The organism is Serratia sp. K1WW1 (genome assembly GCF_055790865.1).
In genome coordinates this window covers 3,883,987-3,910,075 of the sequence record NZ_CM147697.1, presented here as the reverse complement: position 1 = coordinate 3,910,075, position 26,089 = coordinate 3,883,987, and the positions used below count along the sequence as shown (strand labels likewise).

At 53.0% G+C, this 26,089-nt stretch carries 21 protein-coding genes and 1 other annotated feature; of the genes, 8 read left to right on the top strand and 13 right to left on the bottom strand.

Annotated features, from left to right (window positions below; all coding sequences use genetic code 11):
- Window positions 1-90 precede the first annotated feature (90 nt).
- The 4 genes from ACX9GU_RS17680 to gndA all read left to right on the top strand — a co-directional run bounded on the left by ACX9GU_RS17680 (window position 91) and on the right by gndA (window position 7,287).
- Window positions 91-924, top strand: a complete 834-nt coding sequence (locus ACX9GU_RS17680; RefSeq protein WP_059200336.1) for an ABC transporter permease — start codon at window positions 91-93, stop codon at window positions 922-924.
- Window positions 914-2,233 carry an ABC transporter ATP-binding protein gene (locus ACX9GU_RS17675; protein WP_473192378.1) on the top strand — a complete coding sequence of 440 codons (1,320 nt, stop codon included), beginning with the start codon at window positions 914-916 and terminating at the stop codon, window positions 2,231-2,233. The genes ACX9GU_RS17680 and ACX9GU_RS17675 overlap by 11 nt, the downstream gene beginning before the upstream one ends.
- Window positions 2,234-2,237: 4 nt before the next feature.
- On the top strand, window positions 2,238-5,648 hold the full coding sequence (locus ACX9GU_RS17670) for a GT99 family glycosyltransferase N-terminal domain-containing protein (protein ID WP_473192377.1): 3,411 nt from the start codon (window positions 2,238-2,240) through the stop codon (window positions 5,646-5,648).
- Window positions 5,649-5,880: 232 nt separating this feature from the next.
- Window positions 5,881-7,287, top strand: a complete 1,407-nt coding sequence (gene gndA, locus ACX9GU_RS17665) for an NADP-dependent phosphogluconate dehydrogenase (protein ID WP_065685396.1) — start codon at window positions 5,881-5,883, stop codon at window positions 7,285-7,287.
- Between the two features lie 285 nt (window positions 7,288-7,572).
- Here gndA and hisIE read toward each other — a convergent pair whose 3' ends face one another.
- The 9 genes from hisIE to hisL all read right to left on the bottom strand — a co-directional run bounded on the left by hisIE (window position 7,573) and on the right by hisL (window position 14,851).
- Entirely contained in the window at window positions 7,573-8,190 is a 618-nt protein-coding gene (hisIE, locus tag ACX9GU_RS17660) for a bifunctional phosphoribosyl-AMP cyclohydrolase/phosphoribosyl-ATP diphosphatase HisIE (protein ID WP_021805010.1), read from the bottom strand.
- On the bottom strand, window positions 8,184-8,960 hold the full coding sequence (gene hisF, locus ACX9GU_RS17655; RefSeq protein ID WP_473192376.1) for an imidazole glycerol phosphate synthase subunit HisF: 777 nt from the start codon (window positions 8,958-8,960) through the stop codon (window positions 8,184-8,186). Before hisF ends, hisIE begins: the two co-directional genes overlap by 7 nt.
- A complete protein-coding gene (gene hisA, locus ACX9GU_RS17650; RefSeq protein WP_021179971.1) occupies window positions 8,942-9,679 on the bottom strand; it encodes a 1-(5-phosphoribosyl)-5-[(5-phosphoribosylamino)methylideneamino]imidazole-4-carboxamide isomerase in 738 nt (245 codons plus the stop codon). Before hisA ends, hisF begins: the two co-directional genes overlap by 19 nt.
- Window positions 9,680-9,684: 5 nt before the next feature.
- Window positions 9,685-10,275, bottom strand: a complete 591-nt coding sequence (gene hisH / locus ACX9GU_RS17645) for an imidazole glycerol phosphate synthase subunit HisH (protein ID WP_021179970.1) — start codon at window positions 10,273-10,275, stop codon at window positions 9,685-9,687.
- Entirely contained in the window at window positions 10,275-11,342 is a 1,068-nt protein-coding gene (gene hisB, locus ACX9GU_RS17640; RefSeq protein ID WP_021179969.1) for a bifunctional histidinol-phosphatase/imidazoleglycerol-phosphate dehydratase HisB, read from the bottom strand. Before hisB ends, hisH begins: the two co-directional genes overlap by 1 nt.
- 8 nt (window positions 11,343-11,350) lie before the next feature.
- Window positions 11,351-12,415, bottom strand: a complete 1,065-nt coding sequence (hisC, locus tag ACX9GU_RS17635) for a histidinol-phosphate transaminase (protein ID WP_166734614.1) — start codon at window positions 12,413-12,415, stop codon at window positions 11,351-11,353.
- Complete coding sequence (gene hisD / locus ACX9GU_RS17630; protein WP_473192375.1) at window positions 12,412-13,719, bottom strand: histidinol dehydrogenase; 1,308 nt, start codon at window positions 13,717-13,719, stop codon at window positions 12,412-12,414. The genes hisC and hisD overlap by 4 nt, the downstream gene beginning before the upstream one ends.
- A gap of 4 nt (window positions 13,720-13,723) precedes the next feature.
- A complete protein-coding gene (hisG, locus tag ACX9GU_RS17625) occupies window positions 13,724-14,623 on the bottom strand; it encodes an ATP phosphoribosyltransferase (RefSeq protein WP_021179966.1) in 900 nt (299 codons plus the stop codon).
- Between the two features lie 69 nt (window positions 14,624-14,692).
- Window positions 14,693-14,828: a sequence feature (His leader region), on the bottom strand.
- Window positions 14,804-14,851, bottom strand: a complete 48-nt coding sequence (hisL, locus tag ACX9GU_RS17620) for a his operon leader peptide (protein WP_100396937.1) — start codon at window positions 14,849-14,851, stop codon at window positions 14,804-14,806. (Overlaps the previous feature by 25 nt.)
- 282 nt (window positions 14,852-15,133) lie before the next feature.
- Here hisL and ACX9GU_RS17615 point away from each other — a divergent pair, with 282 nt between their 5' ends.
- The 3 genes from ACX9GU_RS17615 to ACX9GU_RS17605 all read left to right on the top strand — a co-directional run bounded on the left by ACX9GU_RS17615 (window position 15,134) and on the right by ACX9GU_RS17605 (window position 20,965).
- Window positions 15,134-15,958, top strand: coding sequence for an SDR family oxidoreductase (locus ACX9GU_RS17615; protein WP_071680793.1), 825 nt, complete (start codon window positions 15,134-15,136; stop codon window positions 15,956-15,958).
- 398 nt (window positions 15,959-16,356) lie between these two features.
- Window positions 16,357-18,450 (top strand): TonB-dependent receptor PqqU, encoded by a 2,094-nt coding sequence (gene pqqU, locus ACX9GU_RS17610; RefSeq protein ID WP_473195210.1) that lies wholly within the window; start codon window positions 16,357-16,359, stop codon window positions 18,448-18,450.
- 118 nt (window positions 18,451-18,568) lie between these two features.
- Window positions 18,569-20,965 carry a glucose/quinate/shikimate family membrane-bound PQQ-dependent dehydrogenase gene (locus ACX9GU_RS17605; protein ID WP_473192374.1) on the top strand — a complete coding sequence of 799 codons (2,397 nt, stop codon included), beginning with the start codon at window positions 18,569-18,571 and terminating at the stop codon, window positions 20,963-20,965.
- Between the two features lie 77 nt (window positions 20,966-21,042).
- Here ACX9GU_RS17605 and rimO read toward each other — a convergent pair whose 3' ends face one another.
- The 3 genes from rimO to ACX9GU_RS17590 form a co-directional block, all read right to left on the bottom strand.
- Window positions 21,043-22,374, bottom strand: coding sequence for a 30S ribosomal protein S12 methylthiotransferase RimO (gene rimO, locus ACX9GU_RS17600; protein WP_021179962.1), 1,332 nt, complete (start codon window positions 22,372-22,374; stop codon window positions 21,043-21,045).
- 268 nt (window positions 22,375-22,642) lie between these two features.
- Entirely contained in the window at window positions 22,643-23,623 is a 981-nt protein-coding gene (locus tag ACX9GU_RS17595) for a magnesium and cobalt transport protein CorA (RefSeq protein WP_021179961.1), read from the bottom strand.
- 11 nt (window positions 23,624-23,634) lie between these two features.
- Window positions 23,635-24,054 (bottom strand): GNAT family N-acetyltransferase, encoded by a 420-nt coding sequence (locus ACX9GU_RS17590; RefSeq protein ID WP_473192373.1) that lies wholly within the window; start codon window positions 24,052-24,054, stop codon window positions 23,635-23,637.
- Between the two features lie 131 nt (window positions 24,055-24,185).
- Here ACX9GU_RS17590 and ACX9GU_RS17585 point away from each other — a divergent pair, with 131 nt between their 5' ends.
- On the top strand, window positions 24,186-25,289 hold the full coding sequence (locus ACX9GU_RS17585; RefSeq protein WP_473192372.1) for a PQQ-dependent sugar dehydrogenase: 1,104 nt from the start codon (window positions 24,186-24,188) through the stop codon (window positions 25,287-25,289).
- Between the two features lie 130 nt (window positions 25,290-25,419).
- On the opposite strand, the gene ACX9GU_RS17580 is transcribed toward ACX9GU_RS17585, so the two are convergent.
- Complete coding sequence (locus ACX9GU_RS17580) at window positions 25,420-26,040, bottom strand: glutathione S-transferase family protein (RefSeq protein ID WP_071680789.1); 621 nt, start codon at window positions 26,038-26,040, stop codon at window positions 25,420-25,422.
- Between the last annotated feature and the right edge of the window lie 49 nt (window positions 26,041-26,089).

The following is a 26,089-nucleotide window of genomic DNA, read 5'->3' as shown; positions in this document are numbered from 1 at the left end:
TCCTAATTAACTCTAAGGTATTGCTAATGTTTTTTTTGACTGAGTGTGGTTTTGAGGGGAAACGAGCAGCGCATTTAATGGGGGCGACTGATGAGTAATCCGCATAAAACGCTACCTCTTTCACCATTGGCTTTGATCCGCAATGTCTGGGGGTTCAAATCTCTTATCTTGCAGATGACAAAGCGCGAAGTTGTTGGCCGCTACAAGGGCTCCACGATGGGGCTGGCATGGTCGTTCCTGAACCCGCTGTTTATGTTGATAGTTTATACCTTTGTTTTTTCAGTTGTTTTTAAAGCGCGTTGGTCTGTTGGCGGTGACGAAAGCCGCACCCAGTTTGCTGTCATTTTGTTCGTTGGCATGATCGTCCACGGCTTTTTTGCCGAGGTCATCAACCGGGCGCCACAAATAATCCTGGGCAACACCAACTACGTGAAAAAAGTGGTCTTTCCTTTGGAGACGTTGCCGGTTATTGGCCTTTGTGCCGCAATGTTCCACACGCTGATCAGTCTAGTCGTACTTCTATGTGCCTTCTTCTTGTTTAATGGATTTTTGCATTGGACCATCATTTTCTTACCGTTGGTTTTCTTGCCGCTGGTCATTTTTTGCCTTGGATTAGCGTGGATCCTGGCATCACTAGGGGTGTTTATCCGGGATGTTGGCCAGACAACGGTCATTATCACCACTGTAATGATGTTCTTGTCACCCGTTTTTTTCCCAATTACAGCTTTACCAGAGAAATACAGGATTTGGATCATGTTGAATCCTCTCACTTTTATTATTGAGCAATCTCGTAATGTGTTGATCTGGGGGCGTATCCCCGATTGGTTAGGGTTGGGGGTTTATACCTTGGCCGCAGCGGTTGTAGCCTGGCTGGGTTTTGTCTTCTTCCAGAAAACCAGAAAGGGGTTTGCTGATGTCCTCTAATGAGATCGCGATCGAAGTCACAGGATTGAGCAAATGTTATCAGATTTATGATCGTCCACGCGATCGTCTGAAACAGTTCTTTGCCCCCAAACTGCAACGTGCGATCCGTCGCGAATCAAGGCGCTATTTCCGTGAGTTTTGGGCGCTAAGAAATGTTTCTTTTAGTATTAAAAAAGGCGAGACCGTTGGTATTATTGGCCGTAATGGAGCGGGTAAATCCACTCTCTTGCAGATGATCTGCGGAACTTTGACCCCCACAGAGGGGGATATTCAGGTTCACGGCAGAATTGCCGCTTTGCTAGAGCTTGGGGCGGGTTTTAATCCCGAGTTTACCGGTCGGGATAATGTTTACCTTAACGGCGCTGTTCTTGGATTCACGCGGGAGCAGGTTGACTCTCGTTTCCAAGAGATTATTGACTTTGCTGATATTGGTGAATTTATTGACCAACCGGTTAAAACCTATTCAAGCGGCATGTACGTCCGCCTGGCGTTTGCCGTTCAGGCATGTGTTGAGCCGGAAATACTGATTGTTGATGAGGCATTGGCTGTTGGTGATATCGGTTTCCAGTACAAATGTTATAAACGTATGGAAGCACTGAGAGCCAAAGGTGTGACCATCATTATGGTAACCCACTCCACAGGTAGTATTCTTGAGTATGCAGACCGTTGTCTAGTAATGAGTGATGGCCAACTGGTTGGGGATACTCATGATGTATTGGCTGCCGTGCTCGCCTATGAAAAAGGGATGCTACTGACACAGGTACAACCCAAAGAAAAACGCCCATTAGCCAGTAACACAGGCATCAGGGATGCTGAAACCCTCAAAGAAATTCAGATAGATCAAACGAATACAGAAATTGGCGAAAAGCGTTTTGGTAGCGCCAGAGCGATAATTGAAAACCTCATAATATATAAATCTGATGGTACTCCATTATCGGACAAACCGTTGGTACGAGCAGGGGAAGAATTAACCTTTGACTATACTTTATGGTCTTCCGAACGTATTGAGGATATTGCTCTAGGTGTTTCTATTTCAAAAGCACAGGGTGGCGATATTTGGGGCGATAGCAACATTGGTGCAGGAGTGCCTATTACGTTGACTCCGGGTGAGCAACATGTGGTTTATAAGGTTAAATTGCCAATTAACTCGGGTGATTATCTTGTCCACTGTGGTTTAGCTCATGTGGGTAAAGGTGCGCGTGAAGAACTTGATCAACGTCGGCCTATGATGCGATTAAAGTTTTGGTCGCCGCGAGAATTAGGTGGGGTTATTCATGCCCCTATTCAGATCCAATTAGAGGACGAATAGCTGTATGCTTGCCGTATTTTTACCTCCATACCCTTTTCGAGGAGTTAGGGCCCCCTATTTATGGGTTTTCTATCGGCTGCTAGGCTCTTTAAAAGATAAGAGTCTGTTTATTACCGGAACAGATTACCTTCTTCCTCCAAATCAATGGCTTGAGCAAGGCCGTTGGGAGTTGGATGGGCCTACCATGGCTAATCTAGGGTATGTAGCGCCGAGCCAAGAGTTGTTCGATAAACACGACTTCAAGATGCTTGACGGTGAATTTTTCCCCCGGTTATTAGACTCCAACCGACATAACCCTATGAGTGCTTTTAATACGTTTCTGACTCAGGGTATACCAGAGTTGGAAGCTGAGCTTGAGGCGGTGTTATCGTCGCCACAGAACTCACAGATTGATGCTATCCTCAGTATCTGTAATTGCCCTTCGTTGGAGAATGTGGCTCGTAAACTCTCAATTCCGGTCATTCATATTGAGGTGGGGCCACTACGAACACCAATGTACCTGGGAACTGGCTATGTCGACTTTTCTGGTGTTAATGGCAATACGGAGGCCTATTCACGCTATTTGAAAGTTGCTGACGATTACCAGGTTCAGTTGACAATGCCGGAGTTGCATCGATTTTTCGCTCAAGTACGCTTGCCAGAAGATAAAGAAGCGGAGTTCGATCTCGGTCTGGCGATGCAGGTTGAAGATGATTCTAATATTATCGCCTATAGTTATGGCTTTAATAATTTATCGATGATTTCTTACGCAAAAACGCTGTGTTCTGATGAGCATTTGCTTATTCGTCCTCACCCAGGGAGCCGTTTTCAACTGAAGGATGGAAATGTAAACGTAGATGATTCTCCGAATAGCCTTGAATTTCTGTTTCGCTGTAAGCAAGTTTTGACGATAAACTCGAGCGTAGGTCTTGAGGGATTGCTGCTGCAAAAGCCGGTTCAGGTGTTAGGAGATAGTTCATACTCTTTCATTGCTGATGCTAAAAGTGAGTCTGAGCGTGCCAATCGTATGGCATTCTACCTACTTTCTTATCTTGTTCCATTTGATTTGATTTTTGATTCAGAGTATTTATATTTTCGTTTGCTGAAGCCGGCGGAAATTGACATTGTGAATTATCATTTAAATTATTATTTATCTGAAACTGATGCTTTGGTAGGGATGAACAGCATGGCTATGACCGTTGGCGAATTGGTATCTGAGCGTATCAAACGGGAGAATAATATACGCGCGGAAATATTTCGTGTTATGGATGAGCAAGATCAGAGTATAAATGATAAACAGAAACTGATTGTTTCTCTAGAGGAACAGTTGCAACAACAGAAGCGTCAATTGCAATTGCAAATAGAGCAGAATATCACTCTGCAAGAATCTTTATTACATAAAGATCTTACCTTACAACAGGTTCAAGCGCATACACAGCATAGTCAAGATACAGAGCGTGAGTTGCTCGTTGACGAATTAAACAGGGTGATACGCCAAAAAGAAGAGGCTTTGCATCAGCAGCATGCTGATATGTTAATGATGCGCAAAAGCCTTTCTTGGAAATTGACGATGCCAGTGCGTATGCTGGGGCGGGCAGTCCGTGGTGAGTTCGGTGTTATGCGTGATCTGACTCGTCATTATTTCACTCATCGTTCAGATAACAGTCGTTCACTGGTATCAAAAATATGGTACGCATTCCGCAATCATCCGCATCCATACAATGCCTTGGGTAGAAAGGTCAAAACGGCTTTGCGCCTTTTGGCCACAGGCAATATCTCAGAGTTGACTGCCAGTTTGCGGCGCGTGGCAAAAAATACTGCAGATACACCAATGCCACTTACGCATATTGATACACAGCACGTTGTGATCCTTGCCTCTCGACATACTTTGTATGTCGCGCATCGTGTAGAAAAATCACTCGTTGACCTCGGACTGGGTGTGACTATTGTACATGCTTATTCTGCTGTTGCGGATAGCGGACAGATGCACATCGTCATTTGCCCTCAAATGTTCCCAGAACTGCCGAAAAACTATGTGGCTTTCCAAATGGAACAATCGATTAATCCTCGTTGGTTCACGGCAGAATATTTCGCTATTTTGAATAATGCAATTGCCGTATTTGATTATTCGTTGACCAATATTGAGTACCTTTTGCAGCAAGGCATACCGTATCAAAAACTGTTTTATATGCCTATTTCATCTTATGACAACTATGCAGATCATTTATCTCATACAGGTTATAATTTACAACCGGCACAAGATGAAAAAGACATTGATGTTTTGTTCTATGGTGACCCAAATTGTGAGCGTCGCCAGAGTTATCTGCGTCAGTTGAGTAAACGTTTTAATGTACATATTGCTTCAGAAGTCTTTGGTCAGGATCTGACCCGGTTGGTTCAGCGTGCTAAGTTGATTATCAATATTCATTATTATGAAGATGCTTTGCTAGAAACTACCCGGTTGTATGAAACATTGTCATTGGGAACGCCAATTGTCAGTGAGACCAGTTCTGATATTCAACAACATGATATGTTGGCTAATGTGATCGATTTTGCACCGGTTGGTGATGTCAATGCCATGGCTGACAAGATTGCTCAACTGTTGGCTGACAATAACTTCTATGCTCGCCGTCGCCAGGATATTGCCGATTTCACGCGTTCGGACAAGCAGTTTGATGTCTACTTCAAGCGTTATATGTTGGCAAACGATCTGATTGATTTCCAGCAATATAAAGAGAGTGCTGATTTTATTGCTCATAATGAAACGGATATTCCTAAACTATGTTTATCACTGACAGAAACGCCGGTTCGTAAACAAGCATTCTTGAGCAAACCAACATATGGTTTTCGGATTGTAGAAGGCGTTCGTCATCGGATCGGTTGGATTGGATGTGGAATGAGCTATAAATACATGTTGTCAACACTGGCCGATCGTAAAACTGAAATGGCGATGATATGTGAAGATGATGTACTGTTCCCGGCTGATTTTGACATCAAACTTGATAAAGTCGTCAAGCATCTGCGTTCAACTGAATGGGGCTGGCATGTCTTTGCGGGTATTATTGCGCATTTGCATGAAGATACCCGTATCCTTGCAGTAAAAGAGATTGACGGCATCGAATATGTTTATATTAACCGCATGACCAGCATGGTAATGAATATTTATTCGCGTCAAGGTATAGAACTTATCAGTCAGTGGGATGAGAAGAATATCGACTCGGCGAATAACACCATCGATCGCTATCTTGAATCTGCTCCTGGTCTGACAGTTGTGACGACATTGCCGTTTATGGTGGGTTATGCCGAGGATCAACATTCAACTTTATGGGGATTTGTCAATACTCAATACACTGACATGATCCGTAGCAGCGAGCAACTGTTGGCTGAGAAAGTGAAGGCGTTTAAAGAGCTGCAGGCTAAAGAGGCTGGGGTTTAACCTTAGCTGATTTTGCTAAAAGTGGTACTGGTTCACCCTAGACAATCCAGTGCCACTTTTTCCATTTTGTGAAATGAATTGGCTCAAAATTCAACCTGCTGACACCCATTATGTGACCTATCGCACCAATCACTACCCAGCGAACACAATCCTGAGTTAACATGTTGGCCACATCAAAAACCTGTTGGCCAAGAGCCGTGATACAGGTGTCATCCTCAGACAGGAGTTCCTAATGTCCAAACAGCAAATCGGCGTTGTCGGCATGGCGGTGATGGGCCGCAATCTGGCTTTGAACATCGAAAGCCGTGGCTATACCGTTTCTATCTTTAACCGTTCAGGCGACAAGACTGACGAAGTTATCGCAGAGAACCCGGGCAAAAACCTGGTGCCGCACTACACCGTCGAAGAGTTTGTTGCATCGCTGGAAACACCGCGCCGCATTTTGCTGATGGTAAAAGCGGGCGAAGCTACGGACAAGACCATTGCCTCGCTGACTCCGCACCTGGATAAAGGCGATATCCTGATCGACGGTGGTAACACCTACTATCAGGACACTATCCGTCGTAACCGCGAGCTGTCTGCTCAGGGCTTCAACTTTATTGGCACCGGCGTTTCCGGTGGCGAAGAAGGGGCGCTGAAAGGGCCTTCAATCATGCCTGGTGGCCAGAAAGAAGCTTACGAGCTGGTGGCACCAATCCTGAAGAAAATCGCCGCTGTGGCCGAAGGTGAGCCATGCGTAGCCTATATCGGTGCCGACGGTGCTGGCCACTACGTGAAGATGGTGCACAACGGTATTGAATATGGCGATATGCAGCTGATCGCAGAAGCCTACTCCTTGCTGAAGCAGGCGCTGAATCTGAACAACGAGCAGTTGGCTGAAACCTTCGCCGAGTGGAACAAGGGCGAACTGAACAGCTACCTGATCGACATCACCAAAGACATCTTCACCAAGAAAGACGAAGAGGGTAAATACCTGGTTGATGTGATCCTGGATGAGGCGGCCAACAAAGGCACCGGCAAATGGACTAGCCAGAGTTCTCTGGATCTGGGCGAGCCACTGTCATTGATCACCGAGTCGGTGTTCGCACGTTACCTGTCTTCTCTGAAAGACCAGCGCGTAGCGGCTTCTAAAGTCCTGACCGGCCCGAAAGTTGCAGCCTTCAGCGGCGAGAAAGCCGAGTTTGTCGAGAAAGTTCGTCGCGCTCTGTACCTGGGTAAAATCGTTTCTTATGCACAGGGCTTCTCTCAGCTGAAAGCGGCTTCCAAAGAAAACAACTGGGATCTGAACTACGGCGAAATTGCCAAGATCTTCCGTGCCGGTTGTATCATCCGCGCTCAGTTCCTGCAGAAGATCACCGATGCCTACGCTGAGAATGCAGATATCGCCAACCTGCTGCTGGCACCTTACTTCAAGCAAATCGCCGATGAGTATCAGCAGGCGCTGCGTGACGTGGTTTCCTATGCGGTGCAGAACGGCATCCCAACGCCAACCTTCTCTGCGGCGATCGCGTACTACGACAGCTACCGCTCTGCGGTACTGCCTGCCAACCTGATCCAGGCGCAGCGTGACTACTTCGGTGCTCACACTTATAAGCGTACCGACAAAGAAGGCGTATTCCATACCGAATGGATGGAATAATCCCGCACGTTGAACGATAAAAAAAGCCGCCGAGGTTTACGCCCGGCGGCTTTTTTGTTTTGAGGATCAGTAAATAGACCCCCTCACCCTAACCCTCTCCCAAAGGGCGAGGGGAACGTACGTGCTACAATTGGCTACGGTATCTCCCTCAACATCGCCCTTGCTACAGAGCAACTTCTGTACCTGAAAATAGCTCCGGACTGGCTCCCTCTCCTTTTTGGGGAGAGGGCTGGGGTGAGGGGGCTAGTTGGCACCCGGTTTAGACTTTAATTGCTTCGGGAGCCGCTATTTCTTCTCGTGCCGTTCGCGCAGGCGGCCAATCACCTTGCTCAAATCCAGCTCCTGATCCTGCAACAGCACCAGCAGGTGGTAAATCAGGTCGGAAGCTTCGTTGGTCAGCTCTTCGCGATCGTTCACCGTGGCGGCCAGGGCGGTTTCTACGCCTTCCTCGCCAACCTTCTGTGCAATACGCTTAGTGCCGCTGGCATACAGTTTGGCAGTGTACGAGCTATCCGGGCTGGCGGTTTTACGCGAAGCCAACAATTGTTCAAGCTGGTACAGGAAGCCCCAGTCGCTGCTTGCCGGATGGAAGCAACTGTCGTTGCCCAAATGGCAGGTTGGGCCGATCGGGTTGGCCAGGATCAGCAGGGTATCGTTATCGCAGTCTGGCGTAATGCTGACCACGTTAAGGAAGTTGCCTGAGCTTTCGCCTTTGGTCCACAGGCGCTGCTTGGTGCGTGAGAAGAACGTCACCTTGCCGGTTTGCTCGGTCACGTCCAGAGCTGCCTGATCCATATAGCCCAGCATTAATACTTCGCCGGAAACGGCATGTTGTACGATCGCCGGCATCAGGTTGTCGGTTTTTGCCCAATCCAGCTTAGCTTTCTGTTGTTCTGTTAACACACGCGTATCTCCACGCCTTTCTCTGCCAGGAACCGTTTCAGTTCGCCGATATTGATGATTTGCTTATGGAATACCGAAGCCGCCAGCGCGCCGTCAACGTCGGCATCGCGGAAGGCTTCCAGGAAGTGTTCCATGGTACCGGCACCGCCGGAGGCGATCAGCGGCACCTTGCACACTTCACGTACCCGCTTCAGCTGTTCCAGATCGTAACCGTTGCGTACGCCGTCCTGGTTCATCATGTTGAGCACAATCTCCCCAGCGCCACGCTTTTGCACTTCCTGCACCCAAGCGAGGGTTTCCCACTCGGTGACTCGGGTGCGGCTTTCATCGCCGGTATATTGGTTGACGTGGTATTTGCCGGTTGCGGCTTCATACCAGGTGTCGATCCCGACCACGATGCACTGCACGCCAAAGCGATCTGCCAGGCGGCTGATCAGCGTTGGGTCGGCCAGTGCAGGGGAGTTGATGGAGATCTTGTCCGCCCCAAAGGAGAGGATCTGGCTAGCGTCTTCAGCACTCTTGATGCCCCCGGCCACGCAGAACGGAATATCGATCACTTCCGCAACCCGTGATACCCAGCTTTTATCTACCACGCGGCCATCGCTGGAGGCGGTGATATCGTAAAAGACCAGTTCGTCGGCGCCTTCCTGCGCGTAACGCTGGGCCAGCGGCACGATGTCACCAATGATTTCGTGGTTACGGAACTGCACGCCCTTGACCACTTGCCCGTCCTTGACGTCCAGACAAGGGATTATCCGTTTTGCCAGCATGCGATAGCCTCCTCAACGCTGAATTTACCATCCAACAGGGCGCGCCCGACGATCACACCTTCCACACCACTGCCACGCAGCTGGGCGATATCGTCCAGGTTGCCGATGCCGCCAGAAGCCTGGAAGGCGATCTGCGGATAACGTTGGCACACTTCCTGATACAGCCCCACGTTAGAACCTTTCAGCGTACCGTCGCGTGAGATATCGGTGCACAGCACGTGCTTCAGGCCAAACGGCAGATATTGCTCAACCACCTGTTCCAGCGTGGCCTCCGAGTCTTCCTGCCAGCCGCTGATAGCCACGTTCTTACGGCCTGCGGCGTCGATGCGTACGTCCAGCGCCAGCACCATGGCATCGGCACCGTAGCGTTCAAACCAACCCTGTACCATCTCTGGCTGCTTGACTGCGGTGGAGCCGATGACCACACGCGTGGCTCCGGCTTCCAGCAGTGCCGCAACGTCTTGTTCGTTACGGATACCGCCGCCAACCTGTACTGGCACGCTTACTCCGGCCAGCAGTTTACGCAACAGCGGGATCTGGCGAGCAGCCGGGTCTTTGGCCCCGGTCAAATCAACCAGGTGTAAAACTTGCGCTCCTTGCTGCTGATAGTCTTGCAGACGCAGCAGCGGATCGTTGCCGTAGTCGCGTTGTTGGCCGTAATCGCCCTGATGCAGGCGCACTACGTTACCGTCGATCAAATCCAAAGCGGGAATAATCATGCTGCCTACATCTCCAGAAAGTTCTTCAACAGTTGCGCCCCGGCGTTGCCAGATCGCTCTGGATGAAACTGCACGCCAAAGAAGTTGTCTTTTTGTACGGCGGCGGTGAAGGGCTCGCCGTAGTTCGCCTGAGCGATGGTGCTTGAGCATATCGGCATCGCATAACTGTGAACGAAGTAAAAGTAAGCACCATCCTCGATGCCGCGGAACAGATGATCGCCGGCCTGCGCCGTAACCTGGTTCCAGCCCATGTGGGGCAAAGGCAGGCCAAAATCGGTCATCTGTGTTACCGGAGTATCGATAATCCCTAGCGTTTTGATACCCCCATTTTCTTCACTGCTGGCTGCCAGCAACTGCATGCCCAGGCAGATCCCCAGCACTGGCTGGGTACATGCCTTGATCAGATCGATCAGGTCGCGCTGTTCCAACTGGTCCATCGCCGCCTGTGCAGTACCCACACCAGGCAGGAACAGTTTGTCGGCGCGCAGCACGATCTCCGGATCGCGGCTCACCTGTGGCTGATAGCCCAGGCGTTGCACCGCATAGTTGACCGAGGCGAGGTTGGCGCAGCCGGTGTCCAGGATCACCACGTTCATCACAGCACTCCTTTCGAGCTAGGCAGCGTATTGCCTTCAACGCGGATCGCCTGGCGCAGCGTGCGGCCAAACACCTTGAACAGGCTTTCGACGCGGTGATGGTCGTTTTTGCCTTTGGTGCGCAGGTGCAGGGTGCAGCCCATGGTGTAAGACAGCGAGCGGAAGAAGTGCTCGATCATCTCGGTGCTGAGATCGCCTACGCGCTGGTAGTTGAACTCGGCTTTATATTCCAGGTGCGGGCGGCCGGAGATATCCAGTGCGCAACGGGCCAGGCATTCATCCATCGGCAACACGAAGCCGAAGCGTGCGATGCCGCGTTTGTCACCCAGGGCTTTACTCAAAGCTTCGCCCAGCGCCAATCCGGTGTCTTCTACCGTGTGGTGATCGTCGATGTACAAATCGCCGTTCACCTGAATATCCATCCGGAAGCCGCCGTGGGTGGCAATCTGATCCAGCATGTGGTCGAAAAAGCCGACGCCGGTTTTGATCTTGCTGCCGCCTTCGCGATCCAGCCAGACCTTAACGTCAATCTGCGTCTCTTTGGTCACGCGGTTAACGTGCGCATAGCGATCGCGTTTGGTCAGCTGTTGGGTGATGGCCTGCCAGCCCAGCGCCTGGCGCTGATACAGCAGCCCCTGAATACCCATATTGGCCGCCAGTTGGATATCGGTTTGACGATCGCCAATCACATAGCTGTTGGCCACGTCGATCACGCCCGGCTCCAGATAGCCTTTGACCATGGCGACCTTCGGTTTACGGCATTCGCAATGATCTTCCGGCTTGTGCGGGCAGATCAGGATATCGTCGAATTTGACGCCCTGTGAGCTGAGGATCTGCATCATCAGGTTGTGCGGTGGATCGAAGGTTTCCTGCGGGAAGCTGGCGGTGCCGAGGCCGTCCTGATTGGTGATCATCACCAGGGTGAAACCGGCTTGCTGCAAGGCCAGCAGGGCAGGGATCACTTCCGGCTCCAGCGCCAGTTTATCCAGGCGGTCGACCTGGAAATCTTCCGGGGGTTCAGCAATCAGCGTGCCGTCACGATCAATAAAGAGATATTTTTGGCTCACGTTGGCTCCTATGCGCCGGGCAGAGTATTGAGTGCGTCAACGACGCGTTGGCATTCGTTACGGGTGCCGATGGTGATCCGCAGGCAACCGGACAGGCCAGGCTGTTTATTTTGGTCTCGCAAGATAATGCCCTGATCCCATAAGGTTTTAAAGACATGACTTGAGGCGGTAAAGCGAACCAGCAGGTAATTGCTGTCACTGGTGAAGACTTGTTCTACACAGGCGCAGTCTTGTAACGCCTGCTGTAGCCAGCTGCGGTTGGCGGCAATCTCGGTGACTCGCTGGCGCATAACGCGGATCCCCTCGGTGCTCAGCGCCTGGGCGGCGATATCGGCCACCGGGGTTGAGAGCGGATACGGGGCAATCACTTTCAGCAGCAGGGCGATCACGTCCTCATTGGCCAGGGTGAAGCCACAGCGCAGGCCAGCCAGGGCGAAGGCTTTGGACAGCGTGCGTAATACTACCAGGTGCGGGTAATCGCTCAGCCAGCTAGCAACCGAGGCCTGCGGGCAGAACTCGATATAAGCTTCATCGATGGCGACGATAGCTTTGCCTTTGGCCAGTTCCAGCAGGTTACGCAGATCGTTCGGATCGAGCAGGTTGCCGGTCGGGTTATTCGGGCTGCAGGCGTAGATCAGCTTGACGTTATCCAGGCTGGCGGCAATGGCAGGCAGATCGAGCTGCCAATCTTCTTTGGCTTCGACCGTGCGGCGCTCTACGCCAAACGTCTCGGCGCTGACGGCGTACATGCCGTAAGTCGGTGGGCAGAACAGGATAGCGTCCTGGCCTGGCTCGCAGAAGGCACGGATCAGCAGTTCGATACCTTCATCTGCGCCACGGCTGACCAACACCTGTTCTTTATTTACCCCGGCGTAGGCGGCGTAGCGCTCAATCACCAGCGCGGGTTGGCATTCCGGGTAGCGGTTAAAGGTCTGGGCGGTCAGTTGGAACTCAGGCGCAACCGGGTATTCGTTGGCATTCAGCCAGACGTCACCTTTGCCACCAAGGCGGCGGGCCGACTGATACGGGGTCAGCTCGCGCACGTTTTTGCGTGCTAATTCTTCGATGCTCATGCTTGCTCCTTCAGTGCGGCGACGCGTAGGGTCACGGCGTTTTTGTGGGCGACCAGTTGCTCGGCGGCAGCCAGGATCTCAATGGTCGGGGCCAGGGTCATAAAGCCTTGTGGCGTCAGTTCCTGTACCGTCATGCGCTTTTGGAAATCCGCCAGCCCCAGGCTAGAGCAGGTGGCGGTATAGCCATAGGTTGGCAGCACGTGGTTAGTACCGGAGGCATAATCTCCGGCGGACTCCGGCGACCAGTCACCTAGGAACACCGAACCGGCGCTGGTGATGCTGTCTACCAGATCGCGCGCGCTGCGGGTCTGAATAATCAGGTGCTCAGGGCCATACTGGTTGCTGATGGCGACACACTCGGCCAAATCCTTCGCCACAATCAGGCGGCTGCTGGCCAGAGCCTGGCGAGCGGTTTCTGCACGTGGCAGTTGTGCCAGCTGTTGCTCAACCGCTACGGCGACCGCTTCGGCCATCGTGGCGTCTGGGGTTAACAGAATGACCTGTGAATCCGGGCCATGCTCGGCCTGAGACAGCAGATCGGAAGCGACAAACGCCGGGGTTGCGCCGCTGTCGGCGATCACCAATACCTCGGAAGGACCTGCTGGCATATCGATCGCTGCGCCGTCCAGCCGTTGGCTGATTTGACGTTTGGCTTCGGTGACGAAGGCGTTGCCCGGCCCGAAGATTTTAGCCACCCGTGGCACCGAATCCGTGCCAAACGCCATGGCGGCAATCGCCTGCGCGCCACCGACCTGGAACACTTCCTGCACACCACAGAGTTTGGCGGCATACAGGATCTCATCGGCGATCGGCGGTGGTGAACACAGCACTACGCGGCGGCAACCGGCAATGCGTGCCGGGGTCGCCAACATCAATACCGTGGAGAACAACGGTGCGGAGCCGCCAGGAATGTACAGACCCACCGAATCGATTGGGCGGGTCACCTGCTGACAACGCACTCCGGGCAGGGTTTCTACGTCCACTGCTGGCAGTTGTTGTGCATTGTGGAAGGTTTCCACGTTGGCGACGGCTACCGCCATTGCCTGTTTGATCTCGTCACCCAGGCGGGCGCAGGCCTGGTCAATCTGCTCTGCCGTTACGCGTAATGCCGCGACTTCGGTTTTATCAAACTTGGCGCTGTACTCACGTAGCGCGCTGTCCCCATTGGCTTTCACGTTATCGAGGATCTCGCGCACCGTGCGGGTGATGCTGTCCGAAGCGGAAATGGCCGGGCGCATCAGCAACTCCGCGCGCTGTTCCGCGCTGCAGTTGCCCCAATTGACGACGGTATTGAAGTTTGGCATGGCGTTACTCCATCATCTTCTCAATTGGCAGCACCAGAATGGAGCTGGCACCCAGGGCTTTGAGCTTTTCCATGGTTTCCCAGAACAGGGTCTCACTGCTGACCATGTGCATCGCTACGCGGTTCTGAGAGCCTGCCAGCGGCAGAATGGTAGGGCGCTCGGCACCCGGCAGCAACGCGACGATTTCATCCAGGCGTTCGCTTGGCGCGTGCAGCATGATGTATTTGGATTCACGCGCCTGGATCACGCCTTGGATGCGGGTCATCAGGCGGTCGATCAGCTGTTGTTTGGCTTCCGGCATTTCGCCATCACGCTGGATCAGGCAGGCTTTCGAGCGGTAAATCACTTCCACTTCACGCAGGCCGTTGGCTTCCAGGGTGGCACCGGTAGACACCAGGTCACAGATCGCGTCTGCCAAGCCTGCGCGCGGAGCTACTTCCACCGAGCCGTTCAGCAGGCAGGATTTAAAACGAACGCCTTGTTTATCGAGGTATTGCTTGAGCAGGTGCGGGTAAGAGGTTGCAATGCGGGAGTCTTGCAGGCTTTGCGGGCCGGAGTATTCGCTATCCAACGAGGTGGCCAGCGACAGGCGGCAACCCCCAAAGTCCAGGCGGCGCAGCGTGAAGTAACGCGGGTCTTCGCCCTGAGCACGGCGGTTGAGCAGTTCCTCTTCCAGCACGTTCTCACCGATGATGCCCAGATCCACCACGCCATCCATCACCAGGCCAGGGATATCGTCATCACGTACGCGCAGGATATCGATCGGCATATTCTCGGCGAAGGCAATCAGGCGTTGCTGCTGCAGGTTGATCTTGATGCCGCAGCGGGCCAGCAATTCCTGAGACTCTTCGCTCAGGCGGCCTGATTTCTGCATGGCGATACGTAAACGTGTTTTGTCCAACATGGTAACCTCTGTTTAATCTGTAATTTTATGAATTTGTTATTAAAATTATTTTTCTGTCTGTCCGGAGCCAAAAAAAAACCCTCGGAAGATATCTTCCGAGGGCTCTTTCTTGCGTTTAGTTCGTTCTACGCGCCACTGGAAGATTCGAGAATCGTCTTCCAGCACACATCGCCTGAAAGACTAGTCAGGATGATGGTGATGATGGTGGTTGAACTGAACGCGAGTCATGTCATTTCTCTTTAAAATTGGGTCAGCCAGTGCTGAGGTGCTAATTAAGCTAAACTATCCGTTGTATAACTTGCAACCCTTTTTTGTGGTTATGAATTTAATTTATTGAAAGTGCCTGAGTTATTAGCCGCACGCGGTTTACCCAACGTTAAGGTTAACCGATTGTAACCACCAGCGCGGTGGCGTAGCCTAGGGGAGTATCCGACTATCGCCTGCGGTGAGGCCAGTGGCCCTCTGCAACGGTGAAGTTGGGCTTGTTAGTCGATTCTTAGGGGCATACTGATGAAAAAAGTCGCCATTGTGGGTCTGGGTTGGTTAGGGATGCCGCTGGCTTTATCGTTAATGGGCCACGGGTATGAAGTGGTTGGCAGTAAAACTACGCCGGATGGGGTAGAAGCCGCGCGGATGAGCGGTATCGAATGTTATCGCCTGGAACTGACGCCGGAGCTGATTTGCGAAGCTCACGATCTGGAACAGCTGTTGTACACGGATGCGTTGGTGATCACTCTGCCAGCCAGCCGCACCGTCGAGGGGAGCGCAAGCTACTTTGATGCCGTACGTATGCTGGTAGACAGCGCGATAGCGTTTGGTGTGCCGCATATTATCTTTACCAGCTCCACGTCGGTTTACGGTGAAACCACTGGCACCGTCCGGGAAGATTCGCCGCTCAAGCCGGTGACGTCGGCTGGCCGGGTGCTGGAGGAGTTGGAGCTTTGGCTGCATCAATTACCCAACACGTCGGTGGACGTTTTGCGCTTGGCAGGGCTGGTGGGTGGGGATCGGCATCCAGGGCGTTTTCTGGCGGGTAAGGTTGACGTCAAGGGCGGTTCGCACGGGGTCAATCTGGTGCATCAGGATGACGTGATCGCGGCCATTCAACTGCTGCTAAAGCTGCCGAAGGGCGGGCACACCTATAATCTTTGTGCGCCAGGCCATCCGCTCAAACGTGATTTCTACCCGGCGCTAGCCGAGCAATTGCATCTGCAACCTCCGCAGTTTGCGCAAGAAGATGAACAAGAGGGGCGGCTGGTGGACGGTAGCCGTATCTGTAATGAGCTGGGGTTTGAATATCAATACCCAGACCCGAATCGTATGCCGATCAGTTAACCAAATCAAACTGTCCCGCAGCTTGCGGGGCAGTATCCCCCTAAAATAACTTTGCTTATTTTTAATCTGTCAGTTTGATTATTAAACTCGACTAAATTACAAGGAAATTAATTTTACGCATTGATATTGAAAGTAATAATCTTAATCCTTCCTATTCCCCCTTCTGAGATACATCATCTATATTTATCATTTGTGTAAAATTCGAGTTAACGGAAGTTTGAGTTTCTCTCCGCTATTTTCAAATTGTTGCGATAAGTATTAACATACGCTCGGTTTTTTCTAAAAGGTACCTATCCTCTCAAGCGTCTAATGGCAGTTTTTACATGAATTTTATTAATAAAAAAAATACAGCGATCTCACCTATCGCCATTTCTGCGCTGTTACCTTGCGCTCTGTGTATGGCGGTAAACGTACAGGCCAGCGATCGGGCAGTAGACCCATCTTCCATGGTGGTTACGGCCAAGCGCAGCGGTCTTTCAGAATTGAGTACTCCAGCTGCGGTTAGTGTGCTTAATGGCGATGAACTTCGTCAGGCCAGGCCGCAGATTAATCTCTCCGAAGGGCTGGGCAGCGTGCCGGGGCTGCAAATTCAAAATCGCCAGAATTATGCGCAAGATTTGCAACTGTCAATCCGTGGGTTTGGCTCGCGCTCAATGTACGGCGTACGCGGCGTACGTATTTATGTGGATGGTATTCCTGCCACCATGCCGGATGGTCAGGGGCAAACGTCGAATATCGATCTTAATTCAGTGAACAAGATTGAGGTTCTGCGCGGGCCGTTTTCCGCTCTGTATGGCAACGCTTCCGGCGGCGTCATCAATGTAGAGACCGAAACCGGCCAACAGCCGGACAAGGTTGAAGCGGGTATGTATAGCGGCAGTGACGGCACCTGGCGCTACGGCATGAAAGCCAGCGGTGCAACCGGCGATGGCACTCACGCAGGTGACGTGAACTATGCCGTCTCCGCGACCCGTTTTACCACCGAAGGGTTCCGCGACCACAGTGGGGCACGCAAGAACCTGGGTAACGCGCGTTTGGGTGTGCGCATTGATGATGTCAGTACGCTGACGCTGTTGTTTAACTCGGTGGATATTAATGCCGACGATCCCGGTGGTTTAACCGAAGCCGAATGGCACGACAATCCGCGCCAGGCACCAAGAGCAGATCAATACAACACGCGTAAAACCATTTCGCAGACCCAGGCCGGGTTGCGCTATGAACGCCAGATGAGCGCCAATGACGATCTGAGCATCATGACTTACGCCGGTGAGCGGGAAACCACGCAGTATCAGTCAATTCCTGTAGCCGTACAGCAGCGAAGTGAACAACATCCCGGCGGAGTGATCTCTCTGGCGCGTCATTACCAGGGCATCGATACTCGCTGGACTCATCGCGGTGAAATCGCCACGTTGCCCTTCAGCGTGACGGGTGGGCTCGACTACGAAACCATGACCGAGCAGCGCAAAGGCTATGAGAATTTCACAGTAGTCAACGGCGTTAACGAATTGGGGACCAAGGGTAATCTACGCCGGGATGAACGCAACCTGATGTGGAATGTGGATCCCTATCTGCAAACTTCCTGGAACCTGACTTCCCGTTTGACGCTGGATGCCGGAGTGCGCTTCAGCACCGTCAATTTCGACTCCAACGATCGCTATATTACTGGCAGTAATGGTGACGACAGTGGCGATGCCCGCTATCACCAGTGGCTGCCGGTAGGCTCGCTCAACTATGCGTTGACCAAGGCCTGGAATGTGTACGCTTCCGCCGGGCGTGGTTTTGAAACCCCTACCATCAATGAACTCTCTTATCGCCCAGGTGGCGTGGCGGGGCTCAATCTCGGTCTAAAACCTGCCACCAGCGATACCGTTGAACTGGGAAGCAAGACCCGTATCGGCAACGGCCTGTTCAGCGCGGCGCTGTTCCAAACCGATACCAAAAACGAAATTGTCGTCGATGAGAGCAGCAACGGGCGCACCAGCTACAAGAACGCGGGGCAAACCCGTCGCCATGGGGTGGAGTTAGCGCTGGATCAACAGTTCAGCTATGACTGGCGTCTGCAAATGGCCTGGACGCTGTTGGATGCCACATACCGCGATGATGTCTGCGGCGACAGCATCTGCTCTGCCGCAAAGCAGGTGCCAAAGGGCAACCGCCTGCCGGGGATTGCCCGCAATATGGGGTACGCCTCGCTGGCCTGGTCGCCGCCGCAGGGTTGGTTCGCCGGTGCTGAACTGCGCTACATGAGCGATATCCAGACCAACGATCAGAATTCACAACAGGCACCGTCCTACACCGTGGCGGCGCTGAATACCGGTTATCGCTACCCGGTGGGGAACTGGCAATTTACCGTTTTTGGCCGGGTGGACAATCTGTTTGATCGCCAGTACGTCGGCTCGGTGATTGTCAACGAAGGCAATGGCCGCTATTTCGAACCCGCTCCAGGCAGAAACTGGGGTGGGGGCATGAGTGTTGCTTATTCATTTGAGTAGTAAGCAGTAGTACAGCGGGGAACCTAACCCCCGTTGAGTGGTTATCTTGGGATGGTTATTTATTACACCAGTGAGTACGCCAATATTTGCGCGTTGCTAGCGGTGGGAGAAAGTGAATATGGCAAAGACAGGCAATAAACGAAGTATAGGGAATTACTTGATGTGGCTGCTGGGGGGGCTGATGGGCGTCATCGGCCTCGCGCTGGCAATCGGCGGCGTTTACCTGGCTTCATTGGGAGGGAGCCTCTATTTTGGGCTGATGGGAGTGGTGATGCTGATCGCTGCGGTACTGGTGATCAAGCTCAAACCTGCGGGTATATGGGTGTATGCGCTGGCCTTTGTATTCACCCTGATTTGGGCGTTGTGGGACGTTGGCCTGGATTTCTGGCCGTTGTTCTCACGCTTGTTTATGTTCGGCGTGCTGGCCTTCCTGGCCGCGTTGGCTTATCCATGGTTGAAGAAGAAACGTGCCGGTCATCCGGTTCGTGGCTTCGTCAGCTATTCTTTGGCTGGGTTGTTGGCGGTTGCGCTGGTGGCCGGATTTGGTTACACCTTTGTGCCTACGCCACTGGTGGCGGCCAAGGAAGATATTCCGGTTAAACCGGTGGCTGCCGGTAGTGAGCAGAAAAACTGGGAACATTGGGGGAATACCACCCACGGTGACCGTTTTGCCGCGCTGGATCAGATCAACAAGTCTAACGTCAGCAAGCTGAAGGTGGCGTGGATTGCCCATACCGGCGATATTCCACAAAGCAACGGTTCCGGTGCAGAAGACCAGAATACTCCGCTGCAGATCGGTAATACCCTGTATGTCTGTACCGCTTACGGCAAAGTGCTGTCGTTGGAGGCCGATACTGGCAAACAGCTGTGGTCCTTCGATCCTAAAGCCTCAGCACCTAACTGGCAGCGTTGCCGTGGCCTGGGTTATTACGACAATGCGGCTCAGCCGGCCTCATCGCCAGTGGTTGCCGCTAGCGCTACGGCCCCGGCCATGTGCGAACGCCGTCTGTTCCTGCCAACCATCGATGCGCGCTTGATTGCCATTGATGCCGATACCGGCAAACCTTGCGCCGACTTTGGTGATAACGGCACTGTCGATCTGAAAGGGGGCATGGGCGAAGTTAAACCGGGTTATTACCAGCAAACCTCAACCCCATTGGTGGCGGGTAACCTGGTGGTCGTCGGTGGCCGCGTGGCGGACAACTTCTCTACCGGCGAACCTCCTGGTGTGGTGCGTGCTTATGATGTGCATACTGGTGAACTTGCCTGGGCATGGGATCCGGGTAATCCGGCCATTACCAAGCTGCCACCAGCGGGTGAAACCTATACGCGCGGTACGCCGAACGTGTGGTCCGCCATGTCCTACGATGCCAAACTGAATTTGATCTATCTACCGACCGGTAACGCCACCCCTGACTTCTTCGGCGGCGAGCGTACCGAACTGGATGATAAATACAGTTCTTCCATTGTGGCTGTTGATGCCACCAGCGGCAAAGTGCGTTGGCATTTCCAAACCACGCACCATGACCTGTGGGACTTTGACCTGCCTTCCCAGCCGTTACTGTACGATCTGCCAGATGGCAAGGGTGGCACGACACCCGTGCTGGTACAAACCAGTAAGCAGGGCATGATCTTTATGCTCAACCGTGAGAACGGTCAGCCGGTGGCGAAAGTGGAAGAGCGTGAGGTGCCGCAGGGCAATGTGCCTGGCGAACGTTACTCCAAGACCCAGCCGTTCTCGGTGGGAATGCCGAATATTGGCAACCAGACGCTGACCGAGTCAGACATGTGGGGCGCAACGCCGCTCGATCAACTGCTGTGCCGTATCGAGTTCAAAGGGATGCGTCACCAGGGCGTCTATACACCGCCGGGTATCGACCGTGCTCTACAATATCCTGGCTCGTTGGGCGGGATGAACTGGGGCAGCGTTTCGGTGGATCCGAACAATGCCATCATGTTTGTTAACGACATGCGTTTGGGGCTGGCCAACTCGATGGTGCCACGCAGCAAGGTGCCGACCGGCGCCAGCGGCATCGAAATGGGTCTGGTTCCGATGGACGGTACGCCGTTCGGTGCGATCCGTGAACGTTTCCTCTCCCCACTGGGCATTCCATGCCAGAAGCCACCGTTTGGCACCATGTCAGCGGTAGACCTGAAGTCTGGCAAGCTGGTGTGGCAGGTTCCGGTAGGTACGGTGCAGGATACGGGGCCGCTGGGCATCAAAATGCGTATGCCGATGGAAGTTGGCATGCCAACGCTGGGTGCTAGCCTGTCTACTCAATCCGGCCTGCTGTTCTTTGCTGGTACTCAGGATTTCTACCTGCGTGCCTTCGATACGGCAACCGGGAAAGAGATCTGGAAAGAGCGTCTGCCTGTGGGCAGCCAGTCCGGCCCAATGACCTTTGTCTCGCCGAAGAACGGTAAGCAATACATTATCATCAGCGCGGGTGGTGCTCGTCAGGCCGCAGAGCGGGGTGACTATGTCATTGCTTATGCTCTGCCAGACGAAAAGTAACTAGCGGGTAGTTCACCAATAAATAAAGGGGTTAGCATTACTGCTAACCCCTTTATTGTTTTCCACGGTGGTCGAAATCAGACCTTGGAACCCCAGAGATCGTACTCGTCGGCGTTCTCAATCTTCACTTTGACGATGTCGCCGACTTTGACATTGGCTTCACCGTTAAGGTAAACCGCGCCGTCGATTTCCGGTGCGTCCGCCATGCTGCGGCCAATAGCACCTTCCTCATCCACTTCGTCGATCAGCACCAGCACTTCGCGGCCAATCTTGTCTTGCAAGCGTTGGGCGGAGATTTGCTGCTGCAGCTGCATAAAGCGATGGAAGCGTTCTTCCTTCACTTCTTCTGGCACCGGGTCGGCCAGTTCATTAGCGGCAGCACCTTCTACCGGGCTGAACTTGAAGCAGCCAACGCGATCCAGCTTGGCTTCGGTCAGGAAGTCGAGCAGCATCTGGAAGTCTTCTTCGGTTTCACCTGGGAAGCCAACGATAAAGGTGGAGCGCAACGTCAGATCCGGGCAGATTTCGCGCCAGCGCTTGATGCGCTCCAGCGTGCGTTCAACCGCGCCTGGGCGTTTCATCAGCTTGAGGATTTTCGGGCTGGCGTGCTGCAGTGGAATATCCAGATAAGGCAGGATCTTGCCTTCTGCCATCAGCGGGATCACGTCGTCCACGTGCGGGTAAGGGTAAACGTAGTGTAGACGCACCCAGGCACCCAGGCTGGAAAGCTGTTCACACAGGCTGACCATGCTGGTTTTTACCGGCTGGCCGTTCCAGAAACCGGTACGGTGTTTGACATCGACGCCGTAGGCCGAGGTATCTTGTGAGATCACCAGCAGCTCTTTTACCCCAGATTCCACCAGGCGTTTGGCTTCATCCAGCACGGAACCGATCGGGCGGCTGTCCAAGTCGCCACGCATCGATGGGATGATGCAGAAGGTGCAGCGATGGTTACAGCCTTCGGAAATCTTCAGGTAGGCGTAGTGTTTTGGCGTCAGCTTCACGCCCTGCGCCGGGGTCAGGCTGGTAAAGGGGTTATGCTCCGGTTTCGGCACATATTGGTGAACGTGGGACAAAACCTGTTCGTAGCTGTGCGGCCCGGTAATTTCCAGGACCTTCGGGTGCACCTCACGAATTTGGTTTTCCTTGGCACCAAGGCAGCCGGTCACAATCACCTTGCCATTCTCGTTCAAGGCTTCACCGATTGCTTCCAGTGACTCTTGAACGGCGCTGTCGATAAAGCCGCAGGTGTTCACGATCACCAGCTCAGCATCATCATAGCGAGGCACTACCTGGTAACCTTCGTTACGCAGTTCAGTCAGGATCCGTTCAGAATCAACCAGGTTTTTCGGGCAACCTAGTGAGACAAAGCCGACACGGGGGGCTTTTGGGGTCATAGTTTGTGACATAGCTCAATCCAAAATAGAAACGGGCGGATTTTACACTTGGGCAACGGGAAATTACACCGTTATATGTGAGCGGTTAAACAAAACGGCTCAATGATTATAGATTATGTTTGCCCGCCCCTCACCCCAACCCTCTCCCACAGGGCGAGGGAGCTAGTCCGGAGTCGGTGGGTAATCAGTGCCGCTTCGGAAGGTACGGTATTACATCAAGCCGTCAACGAACTCGATCAGTTCCCTCTCCTTGGGGAGAGGGTTAGGGTGAGGGGGCGAGCTATAACCAGCCGGAACGCTTGAGTTTTTGGTACAAGAAGAAGCAACCGGCGACGGTGACGCCCAGCGTGGTGTGGTAAGCCCAGGGGAACTTCAATTCGGGCATATCGGCGAAGTTCATGCCGTACAGGCTGAAGATCACCGTTGGAATGGCCAGGATCGCCCCCCAGCCTGCCAATCGCTTAACCACTTCGTTTTGCTTGACGGTCACCAATGCCAGATTGACGTGCATGGCGTTGGTCAGCATTTCGCGCATATCGTCTAGCGTGCTGGCGACCTGCCGGGTATGGTCCTGCACGTCGCGAACGTAGGCTCGCAGCTCTTTGGGGATCACATCCTCATGCAGATGGATCAGCTGGTTGCAGATTTCATCCATCGGCAGGGCGGCATTGCGCAGGCCGAGCAGGTGGCGGCGCAGGCTGTAGACGTTTTCGATGGCGGTTTCGTCAAACTCCGACCTGAACATGTTGGACTCGATGTCTTCGATCATCGTTTCGAACTTGCCGACGATATGGCGATAGTTGTCGACGATAAAATCCAATACCGAATACAGCGCAAAGCCAGGCCCGTGGCACAGTTGCTTGGGGTTTTCCTCTGCCTTGGCGCGGATAGGGGCATAGCTGGAGGAAGCACCGTGGCGCACGCTGATCAGGAAGTTTTTACCAACGAAAAAGTGGGTCTCACCGTATTCGACTTCTTCTTTCATCCACTGTGCGGTTTTCACCACGATGAACAGCGAGTCGCCGTAGGTTTCTATTTTTGGCCGCTGGTGGGCGCAAAGGGCGTCTTCGATCGCCAGATCGTGCAGGCCGAACTCCTCCTGGATCTTGCGCATAAACGCGTCTTCCGGTTGCCACAAGCCCAGCCAGATAAAGGTGTCCGGCTCCTTGACCACTTCACTGATATCTTCAATCGTCACGTCGGTCAGCCGTTTACCGGCCTTGTACGCCACGCAGTTGATTACCATTGCTTGGGTTTCCATCGGGTTACCTGTCAGTCTGTGAGGGTTTTGGTGAAGAAATAGCGTTCATGCTCTACCGGATAATCGTGTAGCGTCATCTGAAGCTGATAGCCCAGTTTTTCGTAGAATGGCCGAGCCTGGAAGCTGAAAGTATCTACCCGGGCGTAGCGGCAACCTGCGGCAATCGCCTGCTGTTCAGCCGTCTGGATTATCTTCCTGCCGACCCCTTCGCCGCGTAATGTCTCAGAAACCCATAACAGATCGATGCTTAACCAATTGCCTACGGTGCTGCCGGTTAACCCAGCGAGTTTATTACCCTGATCATCCAAGACAAAAACCCCGATGTTTTTGTTCAGGATATCGCCGACAAATTGGTGGTTAAAAGTCTTCAAATGATTGCGAATCTCTTCGGTATCTTCTGGCTGTAGTGCGTCTGTTATGGTGATCTTCATTGTGCCTCCTGGATGGTTCAACTAACTTAAGCACAGCAAAGGAAAAATGCAACATATTGAAATTTAAATTAAAGCACGAACTTTACCGTCTGGGCTAAACTCATTGGACTCTACCAATTTAAGGAGAAGACATGTTGCGGCCTTTTTTGATTGCGGGTTGGTTGCTGTTCGGCAATGGCCTGCTGCATGCGGCACCGGTAGTGACTGAATTACAGGACAGGCTTGAGCATCCTTGGTCGCTGGCCTTCTTGCCGAACGATAGCGGTATCCTGATAACGGAACGTCCTGGTCGTTTGCGGTTATGGCAGCCGTCTGCCGGGCTTTCCTCACCGATTACCGGTGTGCCAGACGTCTATGCGCAGGGGCAAGGAGGATTACTAGACGTGGTGCTGGCTCCGGATTTTGTCACTAGCCGCCGGGTTTACCTTAGCTTTGCAGAGGCGGGGGATGCCGATAAAGCCGGCACCGCTGTCGGCTATGGGCGCCTGAGTGCAGACAATAAACAGCTGGAAGATTTTCGTGTGATTTTCCGCCAACAGCCCAAGTTGTCTACCGGCAACCATTTTGGCTCTAAACTCGCCTTTGATCGCCAGGGCTATCTGTTTATTACCCTGGGTGAAAACAACCAGCGGGAGACTGCACAGGAAACGGACAAGCTGCAAGGCAAGATTGTGCGGCTAACGGCAGAGGGCAAGGTACCTGCCGATAACCCGTTTGTTGGTCAACAAGGCAAGCGACCGGAGATTTGGTCTTATGGCCATCGCAATCCACAAGGATTGGCGCTAAACCCCTGGAGTGGGGTGATTTGGGAGCATGAGCATGGCCCACGCGGTGGTGATGAAATCAATATTCCTCTGCCGGGCAAGAACTATGGCTGGCCGATAGCGACCTATGGGATTAATTATTCAGGGCTAGCTATCCCTGAGGCTAAGGGCCAGGTTGTGCCTGGGACCGAACAGCCGCTGCATTATTGGAAAGTTTCCCCGGGGATCAGCGGAATGGCCTTTTACGACAGCCAGCGATCCCCCGAATGGCGGCACTCTCTGTTTATTGGCGCGTTGGCACAACGGGATCTGATCCGTTTGACGCTGGACGGTGAAAAAATAGTGGCAGAAGAGCGGCTATTGGGCGATCGCAATGAGCGTATTCGCGACGTGCGCGTCGGGCCGGATGGTTACCTTTATCTGCTGACTGATGACAGTAATGGGAAACTGCTGCGGGTTGGGCGCGATTAGCGCCTAGTCAGATTAGTTTGAGATCGGCGGCGGTGATGACCTCTCTGGAGTTCATCCGGATAATCCGCTGCACGATTTCGTCGTCTAGCCGTGCGTTGTAAGAAGCGCCCCATCTGGGGCACCTTGGTAATCAAGTGAGTGGTATCATCACCGCGTGCTGGTAAGCAGGGCGTGCGCATAACCGCTGATACCAGCGTTCCATATGCGGGCTGGGTTGGCGTTCGATCGGCATCGAAAACCAGGCGTAAACAAAGCTGCCGAGAGGAATATCGCCGATGCCGAACTCTTGGCCTGAGAGGTAGGGCTGCTCAGCCAATGTGCGTTCGATGATCGCAAAGTGTTGCTCCAGTTCAGCAATGCCAGCTTCGATCAGGGCCATATCACGCTTTTCGGGCGGAGTGCGAACCATGCCCCAGAACACGTTGCGGAAGGGGGCGGTGATGGTTGAGGTGTTCCAGTCCATCCATTTCTCTGCTGCAGCACGAGCCTGGAGATCCTGCGGGTAGAATGGCGTCTGGCCGAACTTGGCCGCCAGATAACGCACGATGGTATTGGACTCCCACAACACGAAATCCCCATCCTGCAACAGCGGCACCAGGCCGTTGGGGTTAAGCGAGCGGTAAGGCTCTTCGTTAACCTTGCCGTAGGCACCACCGGCGTTGATATGGGTGTAATTCAGCCCTAACTCTGCGGCACACCAGCGCACTTTTTTGACGTTGTTAGAATTTTCACGGCCCCAAATGGTCAGCACAAAGCACCTCCTCATCGACGGATAAAAGTTACCCTCATACCTACGCTAC

What these genes read in the sequence shown, in the direction of transcription:
- ACX9GU_RS17680 (WP_059200336.1), top strand. Translation starts at nt 91, where the DNA reads ATGAGTAATCCGCATAAAACGCTACCTCTTTCACCATTGGCTTTGATC.
- ACX9GU_RS17675 (WP_473192378.1), top strand. Translation starts at nt 914, where the DNA reads ATGTCCTCTAATGAGATCGCGATCGAAGTCACAGGATTGAGCAAATGT.
- ACX9GU_RS17670 (WP_473192377.1), top strand. Translation starts at nt 2,238, where the DNA reads ATGCTTGCCGTATTTTTACCTCCATACCCTTTTCGAGGAGTTAGGGCC.
- gndA (WP_065685396.1), top strand. Translation starts at nt 5,881, where the DNA reads ATGTCCAAACAGCAAATCGGCGTTGTCGGCATGGCGGTGATGGGCCGC.
- hisF (WP_473192376.1), bottom strand. Translation starts at nt 8,960, where the DNA reads ATGCTGGCAAAACGGATAATCCCTTGTCTGGACGTCAAGGACGGGCAA.
- hisA (WP_021179971.1), bottom strand. Translation starts at nt 9,679, where the DNA reads ATGATTATTCCCGCTTTGGATTTGATCGACGGTAACGTAGTGCGCCTG.
- hisH (WP_021179970.1), bottom strand. Translation starts at nt 10,275, where the DNA reads ATGAACGTGGTGATCCTGGACACCGGCTGCGCCAACCTCGCCTCGGTC.
- hisC (WP_166734614.1), bottom strand. Translation starts at nt 12,415, where the DNA reads ATGAGCATCGAAGAATTAGCACGCAAAAACGTGCGCGAGCTGACCCCG.
- hisD (WP_473192375.1), bottom strand. Translation starts at nt 13,719, where the DNA reads ATGCCAAACTTCAATACCGTCGTCAATTGGGGCAACTGCAGCGCGGAA.
- hisG (WP_021179966.1), bottom strand. Translation starts at nt 14,623, where the DNA reads ATGTTGGACAAAACACGTTTACGTATCGCCATGCAGAAATCAGGCCGC.
- ACX9GU_RS17615 (WP_071680793.1), top strand. Translation starts at nt 15,134, where the DNA reads ATGAAAAAAGTCGCCATTGTGGGTCTGGGTTGGTTAGGGATGCCGCTG.
- pqqU (WP_473195210.1), top strand. Translation starts at nt 16,357, where the DNA reads ATGGCGGTAAACGTACAGGCCAGCGATCGGGCAGTAGACCCATCTTCC.
- ACX9GU_RS17605 (WP_473192374.1), top strand. Translation starts at nt 18,569, where the DNA reads ATGGCAAAGACAGGCAATAAACGAAGTATAGGGAATTACTTGATGTGG.
- rimO (WP_021179962.1), bottom strand. Translation starts at nt 22,374, where the DNA reads ATGTCACAAACTATGACCCCAAAAGCCCCCCGTGTCGGCTTTGTCTCA.
- ACX9GU_RS17595 (WP_021179961.1), bottom strand. Translation starts at nt 23,623, where the DNA reads ATGGAAACCCAAGCAATGGTAATCAACTGCGTGGCGTACAAGGCCGGT.
- ACX9GU_RS17590 (WP_473192373.1), bottom strand. Translation starts at nt 24,054, where the DNA reads ATGAAGATCACCATAACAGACGCACTACAGCCAGAAGATACCGAAGAG.
- ACX9GU_RS17585 (WP_473192372.1), top strand. Translation starts at nt 24,186, where the DNA reads ATGTTGCGGCCTTTTTTGATTGCGGGTTGGTTGCTGTTCGGCAATGGC.